This is a genomic window from Shewanella phaeophyticola (assembly GCF_025398315.1).
GTDB lineage: Bacteria > Pseudomonadota > Gammaproteobacteria > Enterobacterales > Shewanellaceae > Shewanella > Shewanella phaeophyticola.
Genome location: NZ_JAODOQ010000001.1, coordinates 635,672 through 656,469, shown reverse-complemented (window position 1 = coordinate 656,469; position 20,798 = coordinate 635,672). Strand labels below are relative to the sequence as shown.

Annotated in this window: 12 protein-coding genes and 3 pseudogenes; 7 read left to right on the top strand and 8 right to left on the bottom strand. The window is 41.5% G+C overall.

The window, feature by feature from the left end; translation table 11 throughout:
* Nucleotides 1–24: 24 nt before the first annotated feature.
* Nucleotides 25–1,593, bottom strand: a complete 1,569-nt coding sequence (gene murJ / locus N4T56_RS03100) for a murein biosynthesis integral membrane protein MurJ (protein ID WP_261732175.1) — start codon at nucleotides 1,591–1,593, stop codon at nucleotides 25–27.
* 260 nt (nucleotides 1,594–1,853) lie between these two features.
* Here murJ and rpsT point away from each other — a divergent pair, with 260 nt between their 5' ends.
* A complete protein-coding gene (rpsT, locus tag N4T56_RS03095; protein WP_248970283.1) occupies nucleotides 1,854–2,120 on the top strand; it encodes a 30S ribosomal protein S20 in 267 nt (88 codons plus the stop codon).
* 386 nt (nucleotides 2,121–2,506) lie between these two features.
* Here the strand turns inward: rpsT and N4T56_RS03090 are convergent, their stop codons facing one another.
* Nucleotides 2,507–2,803 carry an ArsR/SmtB family transcription factor gene (locus N4T56_RS03090; RefSeq protein WP_188739374.1) on the bottom strand — a complete coding sequence of 99 codons (297 nt, stop codon included), beginning with the start codon at nucleotides 2,801–2,803 and terminating at the stop codon, nucleotides 2,507–2,509.
* Between the two features lie 133 nt (nucleotides 2,804–2,936).
* Between N4T56_RS03090 and N4T56_RS03085 the strand changes: the two genes are divergently transcribed.
* Nucleotides 2,937–4,382, top strand: coding sequence for a M20/M25/M40 family metallo-hydrolase (locus N4T56_RS03085; RefSeq protein ID WP_261732174.1), 1,446 nt, complete (start codon nucleotides 2,937–2,939; stop codon nucleotides 4,380–4,382).
* A 98-nt stretch (nucleotides 4,383–4,480) separates the two neighbouring features.
* Here N4T56_RS03085 and yaaA read toward each other — a convergent pair whose 3' ends face one another.
* Both yaaA and N4T56_RS03075 read right to left on the bottom strand, forming a co-directional pair.
* Nucleotides 4,481–5,257 (bottom strand): peroxide stress protein YaaA, encoded by a 777-nt coding sequence (gene yaaA / locus N4T56_RS03080; RefSeq protein ID WP_261732173.1) that lies wholly within the window; start codon nucleotides 5,255–5,257, stop codon nucleotides 4,481–4,483.
* Nucleotides 5,258–5,358: 101 nt separating this feature from the next.
* Nucleotides 5,359–6,796: pseudogene (locus N4T56_RS03075) on the bottom strand (alanine/glycine:cation symporter family protein).
* A 510-nt stretch (nucleotides 6,797–7,306) separates the two neighbouring features.
* On the opposite strand from N4T56_RS03075, the pseudogene N4T56_RS03070 reads away from it, so the two are divergent.
* From N4T56_RS03070 to N4T56_RS03050, 5 genes and pseudogenes are all read left to right on the top strand, one after another.
* Nucleotides 7,307–9,676, top strand: a pseudogene (locus N4T56_RS03070) (phosphoketolase family protein).
* Nucleotides 9,677–10,071: 395 nt separating this feature from the next.
* Nucleotides 10,072–11,184 carry an OmpA family protein gene (locus N4T56_RS03065; protein ID WP_261732172.1) on the top strand — a complete coding sequence of 371 codons (1,113 nt, stop codon included), beginning with the start codon at nucleotides 10,072–10,074 and terminating at the stop codon, nucleotides 11,182–11,184.
* Nucleotides 11,185–11,480: 296 nt separating this feature from the next.
* A complete protein-coding gene (tal, locus tag N4T56_RS03060) occupies nucleotides 11,481–12,434 on the top strand; it encodes a transaldolase (RefSeq protein WP_261732171.1) in 954 nt (317 codons plus the stop codon).
* A gap of 19 nt (nucleotides 12,435–12,453) precedes the next feature.
* Nucleotides 12,454–14,092, top strand: a pseudogene (gene pgi / locus N4T56_RS03055) (glucose-6-phosphate isomerase).
* Nucleotides 14,093–14,605: 513 nt separating this feature from the next.
* Nucleotides 14,606–14,791, top strand: coding sequence for a DUF3545 family protein (locus N4T56_RS03050; RefSeq protein ID WP_188916743.1), 186 nt, complete (start codon nucleotides 14,606–14,608; stop codon nucleotides 14,789–14,791).
* 87 nt (nucleotides 14,792–14,878) lie between these two features.
* On the opposite strand, the gene N4T56_RS03045 is transcribed toward N4T56_RS03050, so the two are convergent.
* From N4T56_RS03045 to thrA, 4 genes are all read right to left on the bottom strand, one after another.
* Nucleotides 14,879–15,424 (bottom strand): hemerythrin domain-containing protein, encoded by a 546-nt coding sequence (locus tag N4T56_RS03045; protein WP_261732170.1) that lies wholly within the window; start codon nucleotides 15,422–15,424, stop codon nucleotides 14,879–14,881.
* Between the two features lie 182 nt (nucleotides 15,425–15,606).
* Nucleotides 15,607–16,890, bottom strand: a complete 1,284-nt coding sequence (gene thrC / locus N4T56_RS03040; protein WP_261732169.1) for a threonine synthase — start codon at nucleotides 16,888–16,890, stop codon at nucleotides 15,607–15,609.
* Nucleotides 16,891–16,939: 49 nt separating this feature from the next.
* Nucleotides 16,940–17,899 (bottom strand): homoserine kinase, encoded by a 960-nt coding sequence (gene thrB / locus N4T56_RS03035; protein WP_261732168.1) that lies wholly within the window; start codon nucleotides 17,897–17,899, stop codon nucleotides 16,940–16,942.
* Nucleotides 17,896–20,364, bottom strand: coding sequence for a bifunctional aspartate kinase/homoserine dehydrogenase I (gene thrA / locus N4T56_RS03030; protein ID WP_261732167.1), 2,469 nt, complete (start codon nucleotides 20,362–20,364; stop codon nucleotides 17,896–17,898). Before thrA ends, thrB begins: the two co-directional genes overlap by 4 nt.
* Nucleotides 20,365–20,798 lie beyond the last annotated feature (434 nt).

Here is a 20,798-nt window from a genome sequence, read left to right as displayed (position 1 = left end):
TTGCAAGGCGAGTCAATGCTTATCTCAGTTTGCCGTTGTTTGACGTTTTATTTTCCAAGGTCGAACGCCCATGACAAGTAAACTCAATAAATACACAAAGGCGCCGCCCACTATCAATTCAAATAGCATCACTATGCGTTCAAATGTATGCCATTCAAGCCATTCGCTTATTTGCGGCATAAAATAGATAATCACCAATGTCATTATAGCGGTGGCCACAATCACTTTCGCGGTAAAGAAAAGCGTTTGCCGGCTCATTTTATACACACCCGCACGATGAAGACCACGGTACAAAAGGCTTGCGTTTAACAACGCCGACAATGATGTCGCCAGTGCTAAACCGACATATCCAAAGGGTATGGCGAATATTAAGTTAAAGCCCATGTTACTCACCATGGCAATGATTCCGTATTTGACTGGGGTTTTGGTATCTTGGCGCGAGTAATAACCTGGCGCTAATACCTTAATCATCATAAAACTTAATAAGCCACAGCCATAAGCCACCAAACTGTACGAAGCCATTTCAACATCGTTAATACTAAATGCCCCGCGCATAAACAACACCATCAACATCGGCTTAGCCAATATAATTAACCCAAGCATGGCTGGTGTGCCTAACAACAAAATAGCTTTGACGCCCCAATCCATTGTTTGATTGAAACCTGACCCCTGAGCATTAACATGTTTTTGTGACAAAGCCGGTAATATTACCGTTGCGATGGCAATACCAAACAACCCTAAAGGAAATTCGAGTAATCTGTCAGCGTAATACAACCAACTAATTGAGCCCGTCATTAAAAAGCTGGCGATAAACGTGTCAAACAATAAGTTGATTTGCGATACCGATACACCAAATAAGGCCGGAACCATTAACGTTCGAATTTTAACCACGCCAGGGTGACGCCATCCCCAAGAGGGCTTTACTAGTGCCTTTTCGCGTATTAAAAAAGGGATTTGGAATAAAAACTGAATCAAACCACCAGTAAATACACCCCAAGCTAAACCAATTTCAGGGTTTTCTAGGGTATCGGCATACCACATCGCAAAAGAAATAATGGCGACATTTAAAAACACTGGTGTAAATGCCGATACAGCAAAGCGTCCACGAGTATTTAAAATTGAGCCCGCCAGTGCGGTAAAAGTAATAAACCACAAATATGGGAAGGTTATTTTGAGCATTAATGATGCCAGCTCAAATTTTTCAGCATTTGAGCCATCATTTAACCAATCTAAAAACCAACCACCACCAAAAAGTGCAGCTAGCACTGGCGAACAAACCACGCCAAATAAAGTGACAATGGTCACCAATAAGCCCAAGGTACCAGCCACTTTACCGATCAGCTCCCGCGTATCTTCTGGGGTCATTTTTTCTTGATATTCGGTTAAAACAGGCACAAAAGCTTGAGCAAAAGCACCTTCAGCAAACAAACGTCTTAAAAAGTTAGGAATTTTATTAGCAAAGAAAAATACATCTGCACTGCTACCTGCGCCCATTAAGTTGGCAATGACTACGTCGCGAACTAAACCTAACACTCGCGAAATCAGGGTCATAACACTCACAATTAGACCTGATTTAAATAATTTTTTGCTCAAACAGCCCCCAGAGACTCAGTCACTTCAAAGAAAATTAATGGGATTTATGACAAATATTCGATTCTAGCCCTGTCACACCGACTAAAGAGCTGGTAGAATTGCGCCACATATTACACGAGTTGGGTTGAAGATAGGCATGCTAGGTTGGATTAATTTATCTTTATGATGAATATTCAATCGCAGTCGTTGACAAGACGATAAAAAGCAGGCATATTCCTCGGCCTTTAAAAGTATCAAATCCAGTTTTTAGGAGTTGCACCTTGGCTAATAGCAAGTCTGCAAAGAAGCGCGCGCTTCAGTCTGAAAAGCGTCGTCAGCATAACGCTAGCCGTCGCTCAATGTTACGTACATACGTTAAAAAAGTTATCGCTGCTATCAAAAGCGGTGACCATAAAGCGGCTACAGAAGCATTCGCTACTGCACAACCAATTGTTGACCGTATGGCGACTAAAGGTCTTATTCACAAGAATAAAGCCGCTCGTCAAAAGGCACGCTTAAACGCAAGAATCAAAGCATTAGCTGCTTAATTCTTACGATTTAAGATTTTAAAAAACCGGCTTTGGCCGGTTTTTTTATACCTAAAATTTAGCCGCCTAATCCTGCGATAGCATAACAATGCCAAAACTTTACCTGCAAAGCCATCTCCATCCAACAAGGCTTTCACTAATACCAATGATTAGAGCACAATATAAACATAAGCACAAATTAACCAAAAGGCAGTACACAATGCCGATAATGAGTTTGGTATTTGAAAAAATAGACGATATTTAAACTAGGTTTGCAGACTCACAATTGATACTCACCATGAGCTTAATTTATTGTGTCGTAAAACCAATTGAAGTTATCACAGTTACAGACAAGAAAACGCGAAACGTCTTAATGAACGATTCATTAAGACGTTCGTGAGATAGTATTAATGGCAATACATATTGTTTAGCACTTGGATCAGCTCTTTTACCTCATCACTCTTCAATGAATAGAAAACCGTTTGTGCTTCTTTTCTGGTGCATACTAAATTATCTTTTCGAAGCCATGCCAAATGTTGAGATAAAGCCGATTGGCTTAGCCCTAATTTTTTATTCATCTCTCCGACACACATTTCACCTTCATTAAGAAGATGGCACAAAATAAACAATCTACGTTCATTTGCTAATGCTTTTAGCAACACTACTGCATGATCTGCTTGTTGCTGCATTTTTTCTATATTCATCACGAGTATGTTCTCCTAATCTAACCCCGCTCTAATATAGCGTTACCTTACAAATAGAGTCGGGACATAAAGCACACTTTTTGGTAGATTGTTTTAAAAAATGAGACTTAGCTAAAATAATCAAAGGAAACTCATGAAACACTATCAAACAGCCAGCCTCGTCGGCGCCATTTTTGTCGCACTTGTTGGCTGCCAAAATATATTGCCAACTCAATCTTCAACCTCAACAATAGCCATTAATAGTTCAGATGACGCCCAAATCAGCCAACAACTGGCAAAACAAGCATTAGCATCTCGTTTGAGCTATGACATTGTTGAGTCGCTTACCGTTGAAGTCGGACCTAGGCTCGCTGGCACAGAAAAAGACATCGTTGCCGTTGAGTGGGCAATGGAAAGGTTGTGGTTGATGGGTTTTGATAAAGTGTACAAAGAGTCGGTTCAAGTACCTGCATGGTCACGCGGAACTGCTTATGCAAGTGTGGTATCTCCGTATGAGCAACCTCTAGTGGTTACTGCGCTAGGTGGCAGTATTGCCACACCCGTTAATGGCATTCAAGCTCCTATTGTTCGCTTTGAAAGTTTAGAAGAATTAACCCAGGCCTCTCCTGGTCGCATTGAAGGGAAAATTGTCTTTATCGACCATAAAACCGAACGCCACATTACAGGCAAAGGTTACGGAGAGTCCGTTGGCGGCCGTTCTCGCGGGGCGATTGCCGCAGCTGAAAAAGGCGCTGTAGCGATTGTGATCCGCTCTATTGGTACTGATCATGACAGAATGGCGCACACTGGCATGATGCGCTATCAGGAAGGCGTACCTAAAATCCCTGCTGCTGCAATGTCTAACCCAGATGCTGATTTAATTAATGCCATGCTAAAGCGTAATCCTAAAGTGGTATTGTCTTTAAACATGACCTCTGAAAACCAAGGCATAGCCACATCATATAACGTGATTGCTGAGGTGACAGGCAGTAGCAAACCTGATGAGATAGTATTAATTGGTGCTCACTTAGACTCTTGGGATGAAGGCACTGGCGCTATCGATGATGGTGCGGGCGTTGCCATCGTAACCACTGCCGCCAAACTCATTCAAGATTTGCCCCAAAAACCTGCTCGTACAATCAGGGTAGTATTATTTGCTGCTGAAGAAGTTGGTATTGTGGGTGCAAAAGCCTATGCAGAGCAACATGCAGACGAGCTAGATAAACACTATATTGCTGCTGAATCAGACTTTGGCGCAGGTCCAGTTTACAAGATTGACTTTAAGGTTAATCCTGAGACCTATGAGCAAGTTAAACAAGAACACTCAGCGATGACCTTATTTGGCGTTGCAATGGGCAATAACGAAGCTTCTGGTGCACCAGATGTATCAATCATGCCAGCCTTAGGCGTACCAGTGGCTTCGCTCAGGCAAGATGGCACTGATTATTTTGATTATCACCACACGCCGAATGATACCTTAGATAAAATTGATCCTAAAAAACTGGCTCAAAGTGCAGCCGCTTATGCACAATTTGCTTACATGATGGCGCAGTCTGAAATTGATTTAAGACCTCTCAAACAAAAACAACAGCAGCACTAAAATATAAGCACCATAACGCTTAAACAGTAAAAAGCCCTCAACTACATATTTAATTGAGGGCTTTATTTTTACAAAGTAGTAGGACTAAAAACAGCTTACTAGGTTTGTTCAGCACGTAAAAAGACTGGTTTTGCCGGTGTAGATTGCTCTTCGCTGTAGTAGTAGCCTTCAAGATCAAACTGGGTTAGTTGTTCGATACTCTTAGGTTGAGTGTCAACAATATAACGAGCCATCAAACCCCGCGCTTTTTTAGCATAAAAGCTAATCACCTTAAATTGGCCATTCTTACAGTCTTTAAACACTGGCGTAATAAGCGTTCCTGCAAGTTGCTTGACCTTGACCGACTTAAAATATTCGTTCGATGCTAAGTTAACAATAATATCATCGCCCTGCTCTTTTAATGCCTTATTCACTTCCTCGGTAATGGTTTCTCCCCAAAAAGCATAAAGATTACTGCCTTTAGGATTAGCCAATTTGGTCCCCATTTCTAAACGATATGGCTGAATTAAATCAAGTGGTTTGAGCAAGCCATACAAACCAGACAAAATGCGCAAATGCTTTTGGCTAGCGGCAATTTGTGCTTTAGATAAGTTATCAGCATCAAAGCCAGTATACACATCGCCTCTAAATGCAAAGATAGCTTGCTTAGCATTATCGAGCGTAAAAGGAGGTTGCCAGTCTGCAAAACGGGCTGCATTTAACCCTGCAATGTTATCGCTTACTTTCATTAAGCTGGCAATGTCCATTGGGGTTAACTCACGGCAAACATCTATCAACTCTTGGCTTTGCTTTAACATAGGCGCTTGAGTAAAAGTGTTGGTTATTGGAGGATTTTCAAAATCCAATGTTTTCGCAGGTGAAACTAAAACCAGCATAAGTTCGCTCCAAATAAAATCATGGCTTTATGATACTGAACTGATATAAAAAAACCATGCCGCAATGACATGGTTTTTTCGATTATCTTAATAGGTAAAACTTACTTTTTGGCTGTTTCAGCTGAATTAGGCCAAATTTTTTCTTCTAACTGATCTGCTAACTCAGGAAATTTGCTCGTGTCGAATTTAGGATCAATACCCGCATCGATTTGTTCACGGTAATCGTTAATAACTCGAACCGCTAAACCAGATAACAACACTAGCGCCACCAAGTTAACAATCGCCATCAAGCCCATTGATACGTCCGCTAAGTCCCACACTAAACTGATTTTAGCGAGTGAACCAAACATCACCATGCATAAAACAACAATACGGAAAATGGGTAAGGCTTTTTTACTGTTACCAGACAAAAACATTACATTGGTTTCAGCGTAGGAATAGTTAGCAATAATAGAGGTAAAACAGAACAGCAAAATAGCAAAAGCAATAAAGGCACCGCCCCAGTCACCAACATGGCTGGTTAAAGCGCTAATGGTTTTAGCAATACCGTCAGAGCCGGCAGCAGCATCACCAGAAAGTAAAATAATAGCTGCAGTTGCAGTACAAATCACGATAGTGTCTACAAATACTCCCATCATTTGCACAAAGCCTTGTGATGCTGGGTGGTTAGGATTGGGTGATGCACTTGCAGCAACGTTAGCAGCACTCCCCATCCCAGCTTCGTTTGAAAACAAACCTCGCGCAATACCCGCTTGCATTGCTTGTGCAACACTATAAGCAATACCACCAGCGGCTGCTTCTTGCCAGCCAAAAGCACTGTTTATCACCAACATAAATACATCTGGGAGTTGTTCAATATTCATTGCCACCACCACAAACGCAATAGCGATATAGGCAACAGCCATGACTGGCACGATTAATTCAGAGGCTTTAGCAACTTTCTTTAAGCCACCTGTAATCACAAATGCACTGCATATCACAATACCAATGCCGATATAGGTAGGCTCAAAACCAAATACTTGAGTCATTGCCCCGGTGATGGTGTTAGCTTGCACGGCATTAAAGACTAAACCAAAAGCTAAAATTAAGAAGAATGAAAACAATACCCCCATCCAACGTTGCACCAAGCCTTTTTCCATATAATAAGCAGGACCGCCACGGTATTGCCCGTCAGTATCTTTCACTTTATAAACTTGAGCTAAGGTTGATTCAATCATCGCGGTAGCCATACCTAGCACAGCAATGGCTCCACATCCAGAACACAGCACCTGAGCCAGCTGTACCAATAGCGACGGCAACACCAGCCATATTACCAGCGCCAACTCGGGCCGCCATACTGGTACAAAATACTTGAAATGATGACAGTCCATGCCTACCAGGACGACGACTGATAGATAATACTTTAATGCCATGAACAAAGTGAGTTATCTGAATAAAGCCAAGACGTATGGTAAAAAACAGACCTGCACCAACCAAGCCGTATACCAATAACTTGCCCCATAGTAGGCTGTTCATGAAATTAATGATCGTTTCTAACATTGCCATATTGATTTATCTTCCCCGTTGTAAGGTTATTTTTCTGTTTCAGATTTATACCTGAATAATGATCTCTACAAAAACAGACTAAGCACGTCACTGTGCAAACTGTTCTGCGTAATACGTTTGGACGTCAAGTTAATCAAACATTATAAAAGCTAAAGCATGATGATTCATAGGTATTGTTTGCCGAAGTCCTTGAATGCTAAAACCATGTTATCTAATAAATGGATTGTTTAAGTAAATAACACGTGAAGGCAACACAATTAAAACAAAACCCACAAGTGAACCGCATCACACTTTATCACTTCTCTAATTAATGCTCTATTTATAAAATTCCAGTGAATCGTTATTAAATTTCAATCGATTAGCACCAAAACCTAAAAAAGTGCGATCTAGATAAACAAACATTGCTCAAAAATTAGATAAAGGCCACATTATTGTAACTAAATTACGAATACAGTGTTCCCCAAGAAAGTTAATTAAATATTTTCACTTTTAACCGAGGTCACTATGGCTAACTCAAATGAGATCACCGCGCTAAAGAAATATGTAAGAGCAACCAACTTCCTTGCTACTTCACAAATTTATCTAAAGCAAAACGTGCTATTCAAACGTCCTTTACAGCACACAGATATCAAACCACGTCTTCTTGGACACTGGGGCACCTGCCCGGGTATCAACTTTGTCTATGCCAACGTTAACCGTTTAATTGTTAAACATAAGCGTGAATTTATTTACCTTGTCGGTCCTGGTCATGGTTTCCCTGCAGTACAAGCTAACCTATTTGTTGAAGGTTCATTAAGCCACTTCTATCCTGAAACAATCCCTTATACCGAAACGGGCATTGAAGATATTTGTAAAAAATTCTCTGCTGCGTACGGCTATCCTTCACACGCAAACCCTGAAGCACCAGGACAAATTCTAGAAGGTGGTGAGTTAGGCTATTCACTTTCTGTTGCTTGGGGCTCAGTACTTGATAATCCAAACCTTATTGCAGCCTGTTTAATTGGCGACGGTGAAGCAGAAACCGACTCCATTAGCTGCGTCTTGGTATGCTAACCGTTTAGTTTCTCCAGCTAATAACGGTGCAGTACTGCCAATAGTACATATCAATGGCTATAAGATTTCAGTACCCAACACGCATGGGTCGTATGAGCCATGAAGAATTAGATCTCGAGTTCCGTGGCTTGGGTTACCATCCAATTATTGTTGATGACCAGCTAGACACAGACGTCTTTGAACAAATGACAGCAGCAATGGACTTATCATATGACATGATTAATGACATTCAGCGTCGTGCACGTTCTGGCGAAGATGTTGTTAAACCTCGTTGGCCTGTGATTTTAATGCGCACAGCAAAAGGTTGGACAGGTACATCTGAATACGATGGTAAAAAACTAGAAGGTAACTGCGAATCACACCAAGTGATTGTCAACAACTGTGCTAAAGATAAAGGCCACCTTGCGGCACTTGACGCATGGTTAGCCAGCTACAAGTTTGAAGAGTTAGTACAAACGACAGAAACAGGTGAGTTAGTATTTGACAAAGACATCATGTCTTTAATGCCACCAAAAGATCTCTGCTGTGGCCGTCAACGTCTAAGTTACGGCGGTGAAGTGGTACGTGCACTGGCAAACCCTGATTTAACGAAATTGGGATACGGTGCTGAAACCCCACGTGGTCAGCGCGGTTTCTCAATGTTGAAAATGCAGCCAATGGATGCGTGATGCATTCAAATTAAACCGTGACCAACGTAACTTGCGTATTTTCAGCCCAGATGAAACCTATTCAAACCAATTACAAGCAGTATTTGAAGAAACAGATCGCGCTTGGCAGTGGCCAATTGAAAGTTGGGATGAAGACATGTCTCGTGATGGCCGCGTCATCGAGCTGTTATCAGAAAACTTGCTTTTCGGTATGCTGCATGGTTATACAGTAACGGGTCGTCACGGCATGTTCCCAACTTATGAAGCATTCTCACAAGTTGTATCTTCAATGGCTGACCAATATTGTAAATATGTACATGCGAGCCAAGGCATTCATTTCCGTAAGCCTATTCCTGCATGTAACGTAGTACTTTCATCGCTTCTAGAGCGTCAAGATCACAACGGTTATTCTCACCAGAATCCATCGTTCCTTGGCGCTATGTTAGAAAAACACCCAGACATTATCTCTGCTTATTTACCAGCAGATGCTAACAGCACCTTGGTTTATACCGAGCGCGCTTATGCAGACAGAGACAAGTTAAACATTATTGTTGCGGGTAAAAAATCGCTACCACAATGGTTATCATTAGATGAAGCTCGTAAACAAGCTAAAGATGGTGTCATGGTATGGGATTTTGCCTCTGACGAAAATCCTGATGTGGTATTAGCGGGTTGTGGTGATTACGCAACACAAGAATGTATGGCATCACTGGTATTAATTCGTGAAATATTACCAAGAGTTCGCATTCGCTTTGTCAGCGTATCTGAATTACACAGTAGCGGTTTGGGTAGCCTTAAATTCCAAAGCAAACCTTGGATGATGGACGAAGTGTTCACCGAAGATAAGGGTGTGGTATTTAACTATCACGGTTACCCAAATACCATCAAAAAATTAGTGTTTGATTACAAAGGCAACCGTCGCTTCCGCATTAAAGGTTACGAAGAAGAAGGTTCAACCACTACACCATTTGATATGGGTGTACGTAACGGGACGTCTCGCTACCACCTGGTTATCGATATGGCGTATAAATTGTTCCAACAAGGTGTGATTGATGAAACTCAACATGTTGCAATTACAACAGACATGTTACAACGCTTAGTTGATCACAAGAACTACATCAAAGCCAACGGTGTAGACCCAGAAGAGATTGAAAACTGGGTATGGACTCGTTAATTCAGTCAGTTAGATAAAAAATACGCCGTAAAGGCGTATTTTTTTGTCTGCTGCGCAATAAAAACGACATTTCCTTAGGTGTTTTAGATTAACTTGTTAAAAAATAGAGGTTAAATCTACTATTGTTTATCAATCATTCACACACAAAACCAAAAGCGCTAACATGTTGTTTTAAAAAATATTTACTTTAAGAGTCAATATTATAACAGCGTCGTTATATTGACCATTACAAAAAATTAATCCTTTTTACTATAGAAAAACATCTAATTACGGCTCATAATTGCCGCGCTGACTAAAACACAAAGAATCACCACACTAAGTGTCAGCAATGCATGACCCTAACAACTCCGTTACATGCATGTATGGTGGAGTAAAATAACAATGGACTAAAAATTATGATGAAGAACACATTAAAAGTAGTATTACTCACCTCAATGTTACCTTTTGCAGCTTCTGCCGCTGAAGAAATGACTCCTTGGTATATTGGTGGTGGTTTGGGCATTAACGATTACGAACAGAATTGCGACAACGCATTGACATGTGGTGACGATGACCCATATGCATGGGATGTGTTTGGTGGCTATTTATTTAACGAAAACATCGGTATTGAAGTTGGTTACCGTGATCTAGGCAACGCAGAATGGACTGGTACTAACGGCAACATGTATGACGTTGGTGCTACCGGTGTTAGTGTTGGTGTTGTTGGTTTTTATCCATTAGCTGACAAGTGGAGCCTTTCTTCAGAAGTAGGTACTTACAGCTATCTTCTAGAAAACGACAAAAAAATTAACGGCGCAAACTTGAGTGATTCAGGTGTTGGTTTATTTCTTGGTGCAGGTGTTGGTTATAACTTTACCGACAACCTAAAATTACAAGCTAAGTACCGTCGCTACGAAAACATGGATGCTGACGTTTTAGATAACCTTAAAATGGAAAGCAACTACTGGGGTTTAGCACTTAGCTACCGTTTTGGTACTGCGAGCCCAGCACCTGTTGCTGCTGCACCAGTTGTTGCCGCTGTTGTTGCCGCACCTGGCGATGACGACAAAGATGGCGTAACAAACAACATCGACAAATGTGCAGACACGCCAATGACTCACAAAGTTGATGCAACAGGTTGCACTGTTTATGAAAGCATCACAACTAAGCATGATTTAGGCGGCATTTTATTCGCTAACGATTCTGCTGAAATCCGTTCTGGTTCATTTGCTGATTTAGAAAAATTAGCTGACTATTTAACTAAGTACCCACAGCACACTGTATCTATAGAAGGCCACGCGTCTAACGTAGGTAAAGCAGAATACAACATGAAGCTTTCTGAGCGTCGTGCTGTAGCTGTAGCAAATGCATTAAACACTAAATATGGCATTAGCTCTAGCCGTATCAGCTCTGTAGGTTATGGCGTAACTAAACCCGTTATGCAAGGTAGCTCTGCTGAAGCAAACCGTGTAAACCGTCGCATCGAAGCGATTATTACTGGTACTGAAAAGCGTCCAGTAATGCGTTAATTTTTACAAAAAATACGCTACACTTTAAAGTCGCTGCTTGCAGCGGCTTTTTTATTTTCAGAACGACCTAAAAACCAATACAACAGTGACTAACACTGACGTTGCGGTAACTGAATTGCCAATCAAGTTCAACTTGGTTAACCAATTCTGTCTGTTTAGCAACAATATCAATTAAATTTAAGCGAAAATAATGGTTTTTTTCGTAATTTTTTTACAAATTAAGTTGGAATAATCGCTATAATCGCTTCTAATAAAGGTATAGATTTATATTAATTGCTTATCGAGAGGAAATTTCCATGGCCAACACACTCGCGCAACTCAAGTCATTCACTACCATCGTTGCTGATACGGGCGACATAGAGGCAATTAAGCGTTACCAGCCTGAAGATGCCACGACCAATCCATCATTAATTTTAAAAGCATCTCAAATTCCAGAATATGCACCGCTTATTGATGACTCGATTGCTTGGGCTAAAACACAGAGCAGCAGCATTGAGCAACAAATCGAAGATGCTGGCGATAAACTGGCTGTGAACATCGGTGTGGAAATTTTAAAATTAGTACCTGGCCGCATTTCTACAGAAGTTGATGCACGCTTATCGTTCGACAAACAACGCTCAATTGATAAAGCTCACAAACTAATTAAACTTTACCAAGAAGCGGGTATTGATAAGTCACGCATTCTTATTAAATTGGCCTCTACTTGGGAAGGCATTTGCGCTGCAAAAGAGCTCGAAAAAGAAGGCATCAACTGTAACTTAACCTTACTGTTTAGTTTTGCCCAAGCAAGAGCTTGTGCTGAAGCTGGCGTATACCTTATCTCGCCTTTTGTCGGCCGTATTTTAGATTGGTATAAAAAAGACACAGGTCAAGATTACACCGCAGAAACTGACCCGGGTGTAGTGTCTGTTACTGAAATTTACAACTACTACAAGCAACATGGCTACAACACAGTAGTGATGGGTGCGAGCTTCAGAAACATCGGTGAGATTATCGAGTTAGCCGGTTGCGACCGTTTAACCATTGGCTCTGCACTACTTGAAGAATTAGCTAACACAGATGTGACAATTAGCCGTAAATTAGTAGCCGCTACCTCAACTGTTGCTGCGCCAACTGCGCTCACTGAAGAACAATTCCGTTGGGATTTTAATGAAGATCCAATGGCTGTTGACAAGTTAGCAGAAGGTATTCGTAACTTTGCCATCGATCAGGGCAAACTAGAAGTTATGCTAAAAAGCAAATTAAGCTAAACAGTAGGAGACTTTACTCGTGACGACACTCACTCAAAGCACTACCTGGAAAGCACTGCAAGCTCACACAAGTCAATTGCCTCATATGCGCGAACTGTTTGCTCAAAACCCACAACGTTTTGAGCAAATGAGTGTTAAGGCGTGTGGGCTGTTTTTAGATTATTCTAAAAATCGCATCAACAATGACACGCTTGAGCTGCTTTTTGCACTGGCAAAAGAAGCCAACTTAACAGATAAAATCGCAGCCATGTTTAATGGCGATGTGATCAACAACACTGAACACCGTGCTGTGCTTCACACCGCTCTTCGCAGTAAAGCGGAGCAAGAAATCATTGCAGAAGGCGCCAACATCGTCCCTGAAGTACAACAAACACTGGCTAAAATGGCCGAATTTGTTGAGTCAGTTCAATCAGGACAATGGAAAGGCTACACAGGTAAAGCCATCACTGATGTGGTCAGCATTGGTATTGGCGGTTCATTTCTTGGAGCCTAAGATTGTCTCGCAAGCGTTAAGACCTTATTGGCATGCAGGGCTTAATTGCCACTTTGTCGCCAACGTTGACGCGACATCGATTTGTGAAAAGCTTAAAGGCCTTAATGCCGAGACAACCTTATTTGTCATGTCATCAAAGTCATTTGGCACTCAAGAAACACTGACAAATACCTTAAGTGCTAAGGACTGGTTCTTAGCACAAGGCGCGACACAGCAAGATATTGCCAAGCATTTTGTCGCTGTGACATCCAATGTGGCTAAAGCAACTGAGTTTGGAATGGATGCTAACAACATTTTCCCAATGTGGGACTGGGTTGGTGGGCGATATTCTTTATGGTCTGCCATTGGTTTGCCTATCGCGCTATTAGTCGGTATGGGTAACTTTAAAGCCTTACTTGACGGTGCCCACCAAATGGATGAGCATTTTGCCAATACGCCTTTACCACAAAATATGCCAGTGATTATGGCTATGTTGTCTGTGTTATATGGTAATTTCCATGGTTCACAGTCGCATGTCATTTTAACCTATGATCATTATTTACGTGGCTTACCAGCCTACTTCCAGCAGCTTGACATGGAAAGTAATGGCAAATCAGTCACCTTAAATGGCACTGATGTAGATTACAGTACTGGCTCAGTGATTTGGGGCGGCGAAGGCACCAATGGTCAACACGCTTATCACCAATTACTGCATCAAGGCACTGCCTTAATCCCTGCTGACTTTATCATGCCACTTCAAAGCCACAATCCTTTGGGTGAGCATCATGATCAATTAGCATCAAACTGTTTTGGGCAAACTCAAGCATTGATGCAAGGTCGTACGTTTGAAGAAGCATTAGCAGAACTCAGTACCAGTAAGCTTGATGAGCCACAAAAAGCGCTTATAGCCAAACATAAGGTGATGTCAGGTAATAAACCAAGCAATACTTTATTGATGGATAAATTAACCCCGACTACATTAGGTGCATTAATTGCGCTATATGAACACCGCACATTTGTGCAAGGTGCGATATGGCAAATTAACTCATTTGATCAATGGGGTGTCGAGCTTGGTAAGCAGTTAGGTAATGATGTACTAGAGCGCATTGGTGCAGACCAAGATGCAACAGAACTAGACAGTTCAAGCAATGCTTTGGTCAACCTATATCGTCAAGGTAAGCTTTAATACCAATTCCACTAATTATCTGGTCATTCAGCGGGAATTCTGTACCTTCTAGGCAAGTAATAGGATTGTAGGCATAGTTGCTCTCGGCAACTGCTCCTGCGTTGCTCTACCTCCTGCATCCATGCAGTCGTACGTCAAAATACGATTAAGCAGCATAGAAGGTACAGAAACCCGCCTTACAGGAGACGCTCAGACAGTCCATTTCTTTGTTGCATTGCCTTAGAAGGGAATAGCCATTATTTCAACAATGCGCCTCAAACTGAACAGTCTGAGCGACTCTGATTGGTCACATAATTAATGGAAATGGTATAAAACAAGCTTGAGTGAACCAATAAAGCACAATGAATAAAAAAGCCGTTCAACTTATTTGAACGGCTTTTTTGTTTTTAATTTCTTGCACATTCATTAAATCGTGATTTTTTAGTAACGTAAATGCAACACAAGTGTTGCACCCTATAGTTGAAATATGATACTTATTTGTTGAGAGACATCATAATAACAAGGGAGGTTACCATGGATCGATTAGACTATGGTGGTGCGCTAGACGAAGTTGTTGAAAGACCAAGCCGCTCAAAAAGCTCGTCCAAAAAACGCAAATGGCGTGAGATTGAAGCCATTAAAGATAAACAGCGTTTGCTCAAGGAATTACAAGATATCGATAATTCATTCGATTTTGATGCTAACACGTTAGTTCTATAACTATACTGCTCAATCTTTGATTGTAGCTAACATCACATAAAAAGAGCGCATTTAGCGCTCTTTTTGTTATAAAGAATAAGGCCAACACTATACAGTCGTTTCAGCTTTTTCGATGTAAGCCCGTAATTCTTCAAACATCGATTTATCATTGTCATTGAACAAGGGGTCGTCAACTAATCGTTGTTGGCACAAGACTGCTACTCTATCCCAGTCATTATCGTCGAAGGTTTGCACAAACATAGGGAAAACCTCACGTTCTTCATATTCCATATGTAGTTGCTGAAGTTGAATATAATCTCTTAAGTCTTTAATGAGCTTTTCACGAGAAATCACCACATCAGACAAAATCATATTCAAGCTATAAATTAGCGAGCCAGACGCTTCAGCCAAACGATGATGCTCGTTATACAATTGGCCGCAATTAGCTAAACCCGCTTTATTGCTATAGTAATCAAAAATAATATCTTCAAGTGGATGATGGCTGTGTTCAGCATAACCTTGCATGTACTCAACAATGTCTCTAACAAGATTAAAATTCACCCCGTTTCCATCAGCCAATCGAGTCAACTTATTCGAAAGAATATTCAACAAAATGGCAATATGCTTATGATCGCGCATTAAACGTTGCAACATAACTTTCTCCCGTCATCGAGTTACAAGACACTCTACGTATAAATAATAGTCAAATTTGGCACTTTTACTAATCTACACTGAGATACACAAAATGAGGTATGACGAAGATCATAATATTTGAATATAAAAAACACCTAACCACAACCTGGTTGCGTGTTAGGCGTTTGAACAGAGCTAAGGCGCTATTTTAAAACAGAAAACATATGAGCTTTAAGCTGCTCAAAATTGGCGTCTAATTCTGCAGATAATATGGGTTTCTCTGCTACAGCAGCTAATTCTGGTGGTAAAGGCAAATCAATCGCTAATTGTTGATCGACCACATCTTTAAATTTAGCTGGATGCGCTGTCCCCAAAAAGATACCACTTTCATTACCCGTTAACCCTAATGTTAATGCCTGTGCAGCAATAGCTGCGTGAGGCTCAGACTGATAACCCAGTTGATAAAGCTCAGCTAATGCTGAAGCCGTTTCAGATTCAGACAACGCAACGCCCGTCACTAACGATAACGGCCAGCCCATTTGCTCACAAATCGCTTCAACGCGTGGCCAATTGCTTGGCTCAGAAACATCCATGGCATTTGACATGGTTGCTACGGTTTTATTTGGTTGCCATGCGCCATCTTGCAAATAACGAGGCACGGTATCATTACTATTCGTTGCAGCAATAAAACGTTTAATCGGTAAGCCCATTGCTTTAGCAAATAAGCCTGCGGTCAAGTTACCAAAATTACCGCTTGGTACTGACATCACAATTTCATCTTTACCCGCTTTTTTCGCTTGAGCAACAGCTTCAAAATAATAACAAATCTGCGCTAACAAACGGCTGATATTAATTGAGTTAGCAGAGTTTAATGCTAAACCGTCACGTACATCTGTATCATCAAACGCTTGCTTAACAAGATGCTGACAGGCATCAAAATCTGAGGTGACTGCCACTGTGTGAATATTTTTACCCAAGGTAGTAAACATTTTTTCTTGTAGCTCACTGATTTTACCTTTTGGATAAAGCACCATCACATTCACTTTATCTAAACCATAAAATGCATCTGCTACCGCAGCCCCCGTATCGCCTGAGGTTGCAGTTAAAATGGTCAGTTTTTTATCACCGGCAAGTAAGTTGACACACTGAGCCATAAAGCGAGCGCCAAAATCTTTAAAGGCTAATGTTGGCTCGTGAAACAGTTCTAAACAGGCTCGTTTATCATCAACATTGGCTAGTGGGACATCAAAGGTAAACGCATTATCGACAAGCTTATCAACATTCTCCTGTCCAAGCTCATCACCTAGCCAAGCACCCAACACTTTTTTGCTTCGCTCAGCAAAAGGCAACGCCAACAAAGCATCGACATCCGCTAATACCGGAATGGTCTTTGGGAAAAACAACCCTCTGTCTTTACCTAATCCCAACTGAACTGCTTGGCTGAAATTTACTTCCTGTGACGGGTGTTTTAAATTATATAATTGCATTACGACTGCCTTTTTCAATTTCAAAAATAATAACGCGAATAGGTGATACTTACACGCAACGGGTGCCTAATTGATCTAATTTACACACATGAGCAAAACCGCCAGACTGAGAAATATAATGCTTGAGCAACCAGTCTTTTGCTTTCTCAGCAGTAGCGAGGTCGTCGGTTACACTAAACAAGGTAGAGCCACTACCCGATATACCGGTAGTTAACATGCCTAACTCTGCTAATGCAGAACGTGCATCGGTATAACCCGGGATCGCTGCTGCACGATATGGCTCAGCTAATACATCTTTAAGCATTTCAATAGCCAATTGGGCATCTTGCTGGTAACTCGCATGAACAAAAGCACTTAAATAGCGGCCAAAATCAATGGCGACCGCTTTATCATATTGTGCAGGCAGTAATTCACGCATTTTTGCCGTAGACAATGAAATACCAGGATAAGCGACAACCCAATACCAATTGTCAAAGCTTGGAATAGCAGCGCAAGCTTTATCCTTTGCATTAAGCATTAACTGCATACCGCCTAAATAACAAGGTGCGACATTATCATAATGCACGCTGCCAGAAATTTTACCTTCAAACTCACCCATTAAGCCCAGTAGAGCTTGTTCATCAAAAGGTTTACCAAAATGTTCATTTAAGGCATATAGCGCTGCAACGACCGAGCTTGCGCTAGAGCCTAACCCACTGCCAACCGGAAGGTTTTTTTCTAAACTAATGCTCACACCATCTTTACGGTCAAGCTTATAGAGAAAGAACTCAGCACATTGGTATACGATATTGTCTTTACCTTCTGCTGGTAACTTATGTGCCCATTCGCCGACTTGGCTAAAATTAACCCCAGAATCAGCCGCACTAATCATGACTCTGTCACCTAACAATGAACCATCAATAGGAGCTAAAGCAGCACCGAGTAAATCAAATCCTACACCGACATTACCCATTGACGCTGGAGCATACACGGTAAGCATTTCTTGGCTTACATTCACCGCTTGATTCATAGCCCAACCTCACGAGTCCAGTTTAGGGTTCTTAATACGTCAGCAAAAGCGCCTGCTGCAGTTACATCCGTACCGGCACCATAACCTCTCAGTACAAAAGGAATAGGCTGATAATAACGGCTATAGAACGCAAGCGCATTCTCGCCACCTTTAACGCTGTATAATGGATTAGTTGCATCGACCTCAACGATTCTGACATGACATTGCCCTTCATCGATTTGACCTACATAGCGTAACACTTTGCCTTGTGCCTTAGCCGCAGCGACACGCTCTGAGATCTGTGCATCTAATGATGGAAGGTTAGCCATAAACTGATCGACATCGCCAGAATCATCAAATGATGCAGGCAGTACTGATTCAACATTAATATCAGACAGCTCTAATGGTAAGCCAACTTCACGGGCAAGGATTAACACCTTACGCGCCACATCCATACCACTTAAATCTTCACGTGGGTCAGGTTCAGTGAAGCATTTTTCACGCGCTATACTGGTTGCTTGAGAAAGGCTCATTCCTTCATCTAACATGCCAAAAATGTATGATAATGAACCCGAAAGAATACCGTTAAACTTATGAAGCTTATCGCCTGCATACAAGAGCTTTTTCAAGTTATCGATAACAGGTAAGCCGGCACCCACAGTGGTTTCATATAAAAATTGGCGACGTTGGTTTAATGCAGTTTGGCGCAGTGCTTGATAATAAGCATAATCGCGAGTATTCGATTTTTTGTTTGGTGTCACCACATGGAATCCTGCATTCATAACATCGAGGTAACGGTCAGACACGAGTTCACTTGAGGTACAATCTACCAATACAGGATTAAGTAATTGTTGCTCTTGTCCCCACTCAAGTAACTTAGCAAGATCATAGCTCTGGCCTTGTTGCTCTAATGATGACTGCCACACATTAAGATCAATACCGTCGCTGTTTAGTAGCATTTGGCGTGAGTTAGCAATACCGCACACTCGGATACTAATATGCTGCTCTTTTAACATCGCAGCCTGTTGTTTGATTTGGTCTAATAAACCCGCACCAACGTTACCACTGCCCACTAAAAACACATCAAGATATTGCTGAACATCGAAAAAGGCTTGATGACACGCACCAATGGCATGTTTGGTTTTTTTCTGTTGAATAACGGTCGAAATGGAACGCTCTGATGACCCCTGTGCTATTGCAATGATATTGACACTGGCTTTGGCTAACGCACTGAAAAACTTGGCAGCTACGCCTTTATGGGTCTTCATACCGTCACCAATCAATGACACAATCGCCAGATCTTGGCGTTGCTCAATAGGTTCGAGTAACTCATTTTTTAATTCCAGTTCAAATTCTTGCTCTAATGCCCATTTAGCTTTGTTCGCCTCATGAGTGGCAACACAAAAACTGATGCTGTATTCAGATGAGCTTTGAGTAATCAATGACACTGAAATGCCGCTACGCGAGATTGCTGCAAGCGTGCGACTCGCCATCCCCACCATGCCTTTCATACCAGAGTCAGAAACGTTAAACATCGTCTGATGGTCTAAGTTAGAAATCGCTTTAACTTGCAAACCGGTTTGATCAGCTTCATTTGACACTAAAGTGCCTGGCGCAGAAGGATTAAAGCTGTTTTTGATGTAACACGGGATATGATATTGAGCAATCGGTGCAATCGTTTTAGGGTGCAGCACTTTAGCACCAAAATAAGATAGCTCCATCGCTTCTTGATAACTCAATTGCGACAATAACTTAGCATCAGCAACCACCCGTGGGTCGGTATTATATACACCATCCACGTCAGTCCAGATTTCACAGCTTGATGCATCTAAACATGCCGCTAGTACAGCAGCTGAATAATCTGAGCCATTGCGGCCTAACGTCACAATATTGCCTTGGGCATCGGCCGCTGTAAAACCTGGCATAACCCATACACGGTGTTTATCTAAAGGTAATAATGAAAAACGAGGTTTACTCACACTAATGTCGACAACTGACTCTAATGGTTGGCCATGGGCTAGAAACAATGCCACAGGATTCAGCTGCGCTGCAGTTAGGCCTTTAGCCAGCATCACTTGCTCCATTAATGCCGCAGACAAACGCTCCCCAGTGACAACGACCTGAGCTCTAACACTATCAGGGCATTCTCCTAATAACTTGACGCCATGTAACTTATCTTGCCAAACCAACATTTGGGCAGCTAATTTTTCGACTAACAACTCAAATTGTTGAGCGGAAAGTAATGAAGCAGAAGCTTCAGTAAACAAGCTGGTATACACCTGTTGAATATGATCTAAAACGGGTTGGTAATCTTGTTGGCTTACTGCTATATCAACCATTTCTAACAACGCATTGGTGACCGTAGCAGGAGCAGAAAGTACTGTAGCAACAGACTCTACAGATGATGAGTCAGCGATAATATCTGCCGCCATCGAAAAACGTGACCAATTCGCTAGCGAAGTTCCGCCAAATTTCATTACTTTCATCTACATCTCCCTGTCACCACGTGATGACATATAAATTTAAAATCGTTGAATTAGAAATAAAAAAGCCCGCTTCTGTTGTGGGAAGCGGGCTTGTAGTACAAATCTTTTAGGGTGTAATCAGCCCGCCCCCACTCTTGTAATAGTGGTGGTTGTAATGGTGGTAATTACAACGAGCATAAGGGTAAGCATCTAGTTAATCTCTTAATCAATTCTTGTAAGGTTACTGTTTTAATCCAGCAACCGAATTTGCTGATACACATTGGCTTACAGAATTGCTTTTTTTGCCCAACCTTGTCAACCCCTGCTTACAGTTTATTTTAAAGTTATTTTTATATGCTGGTTGATTTATGCGTTTTAAGAATATAAGGAGTTTTAAATTACGGACAAAACAAACAAAACCGATGATAACAACAAGCATCCTCATCATCAAAAAC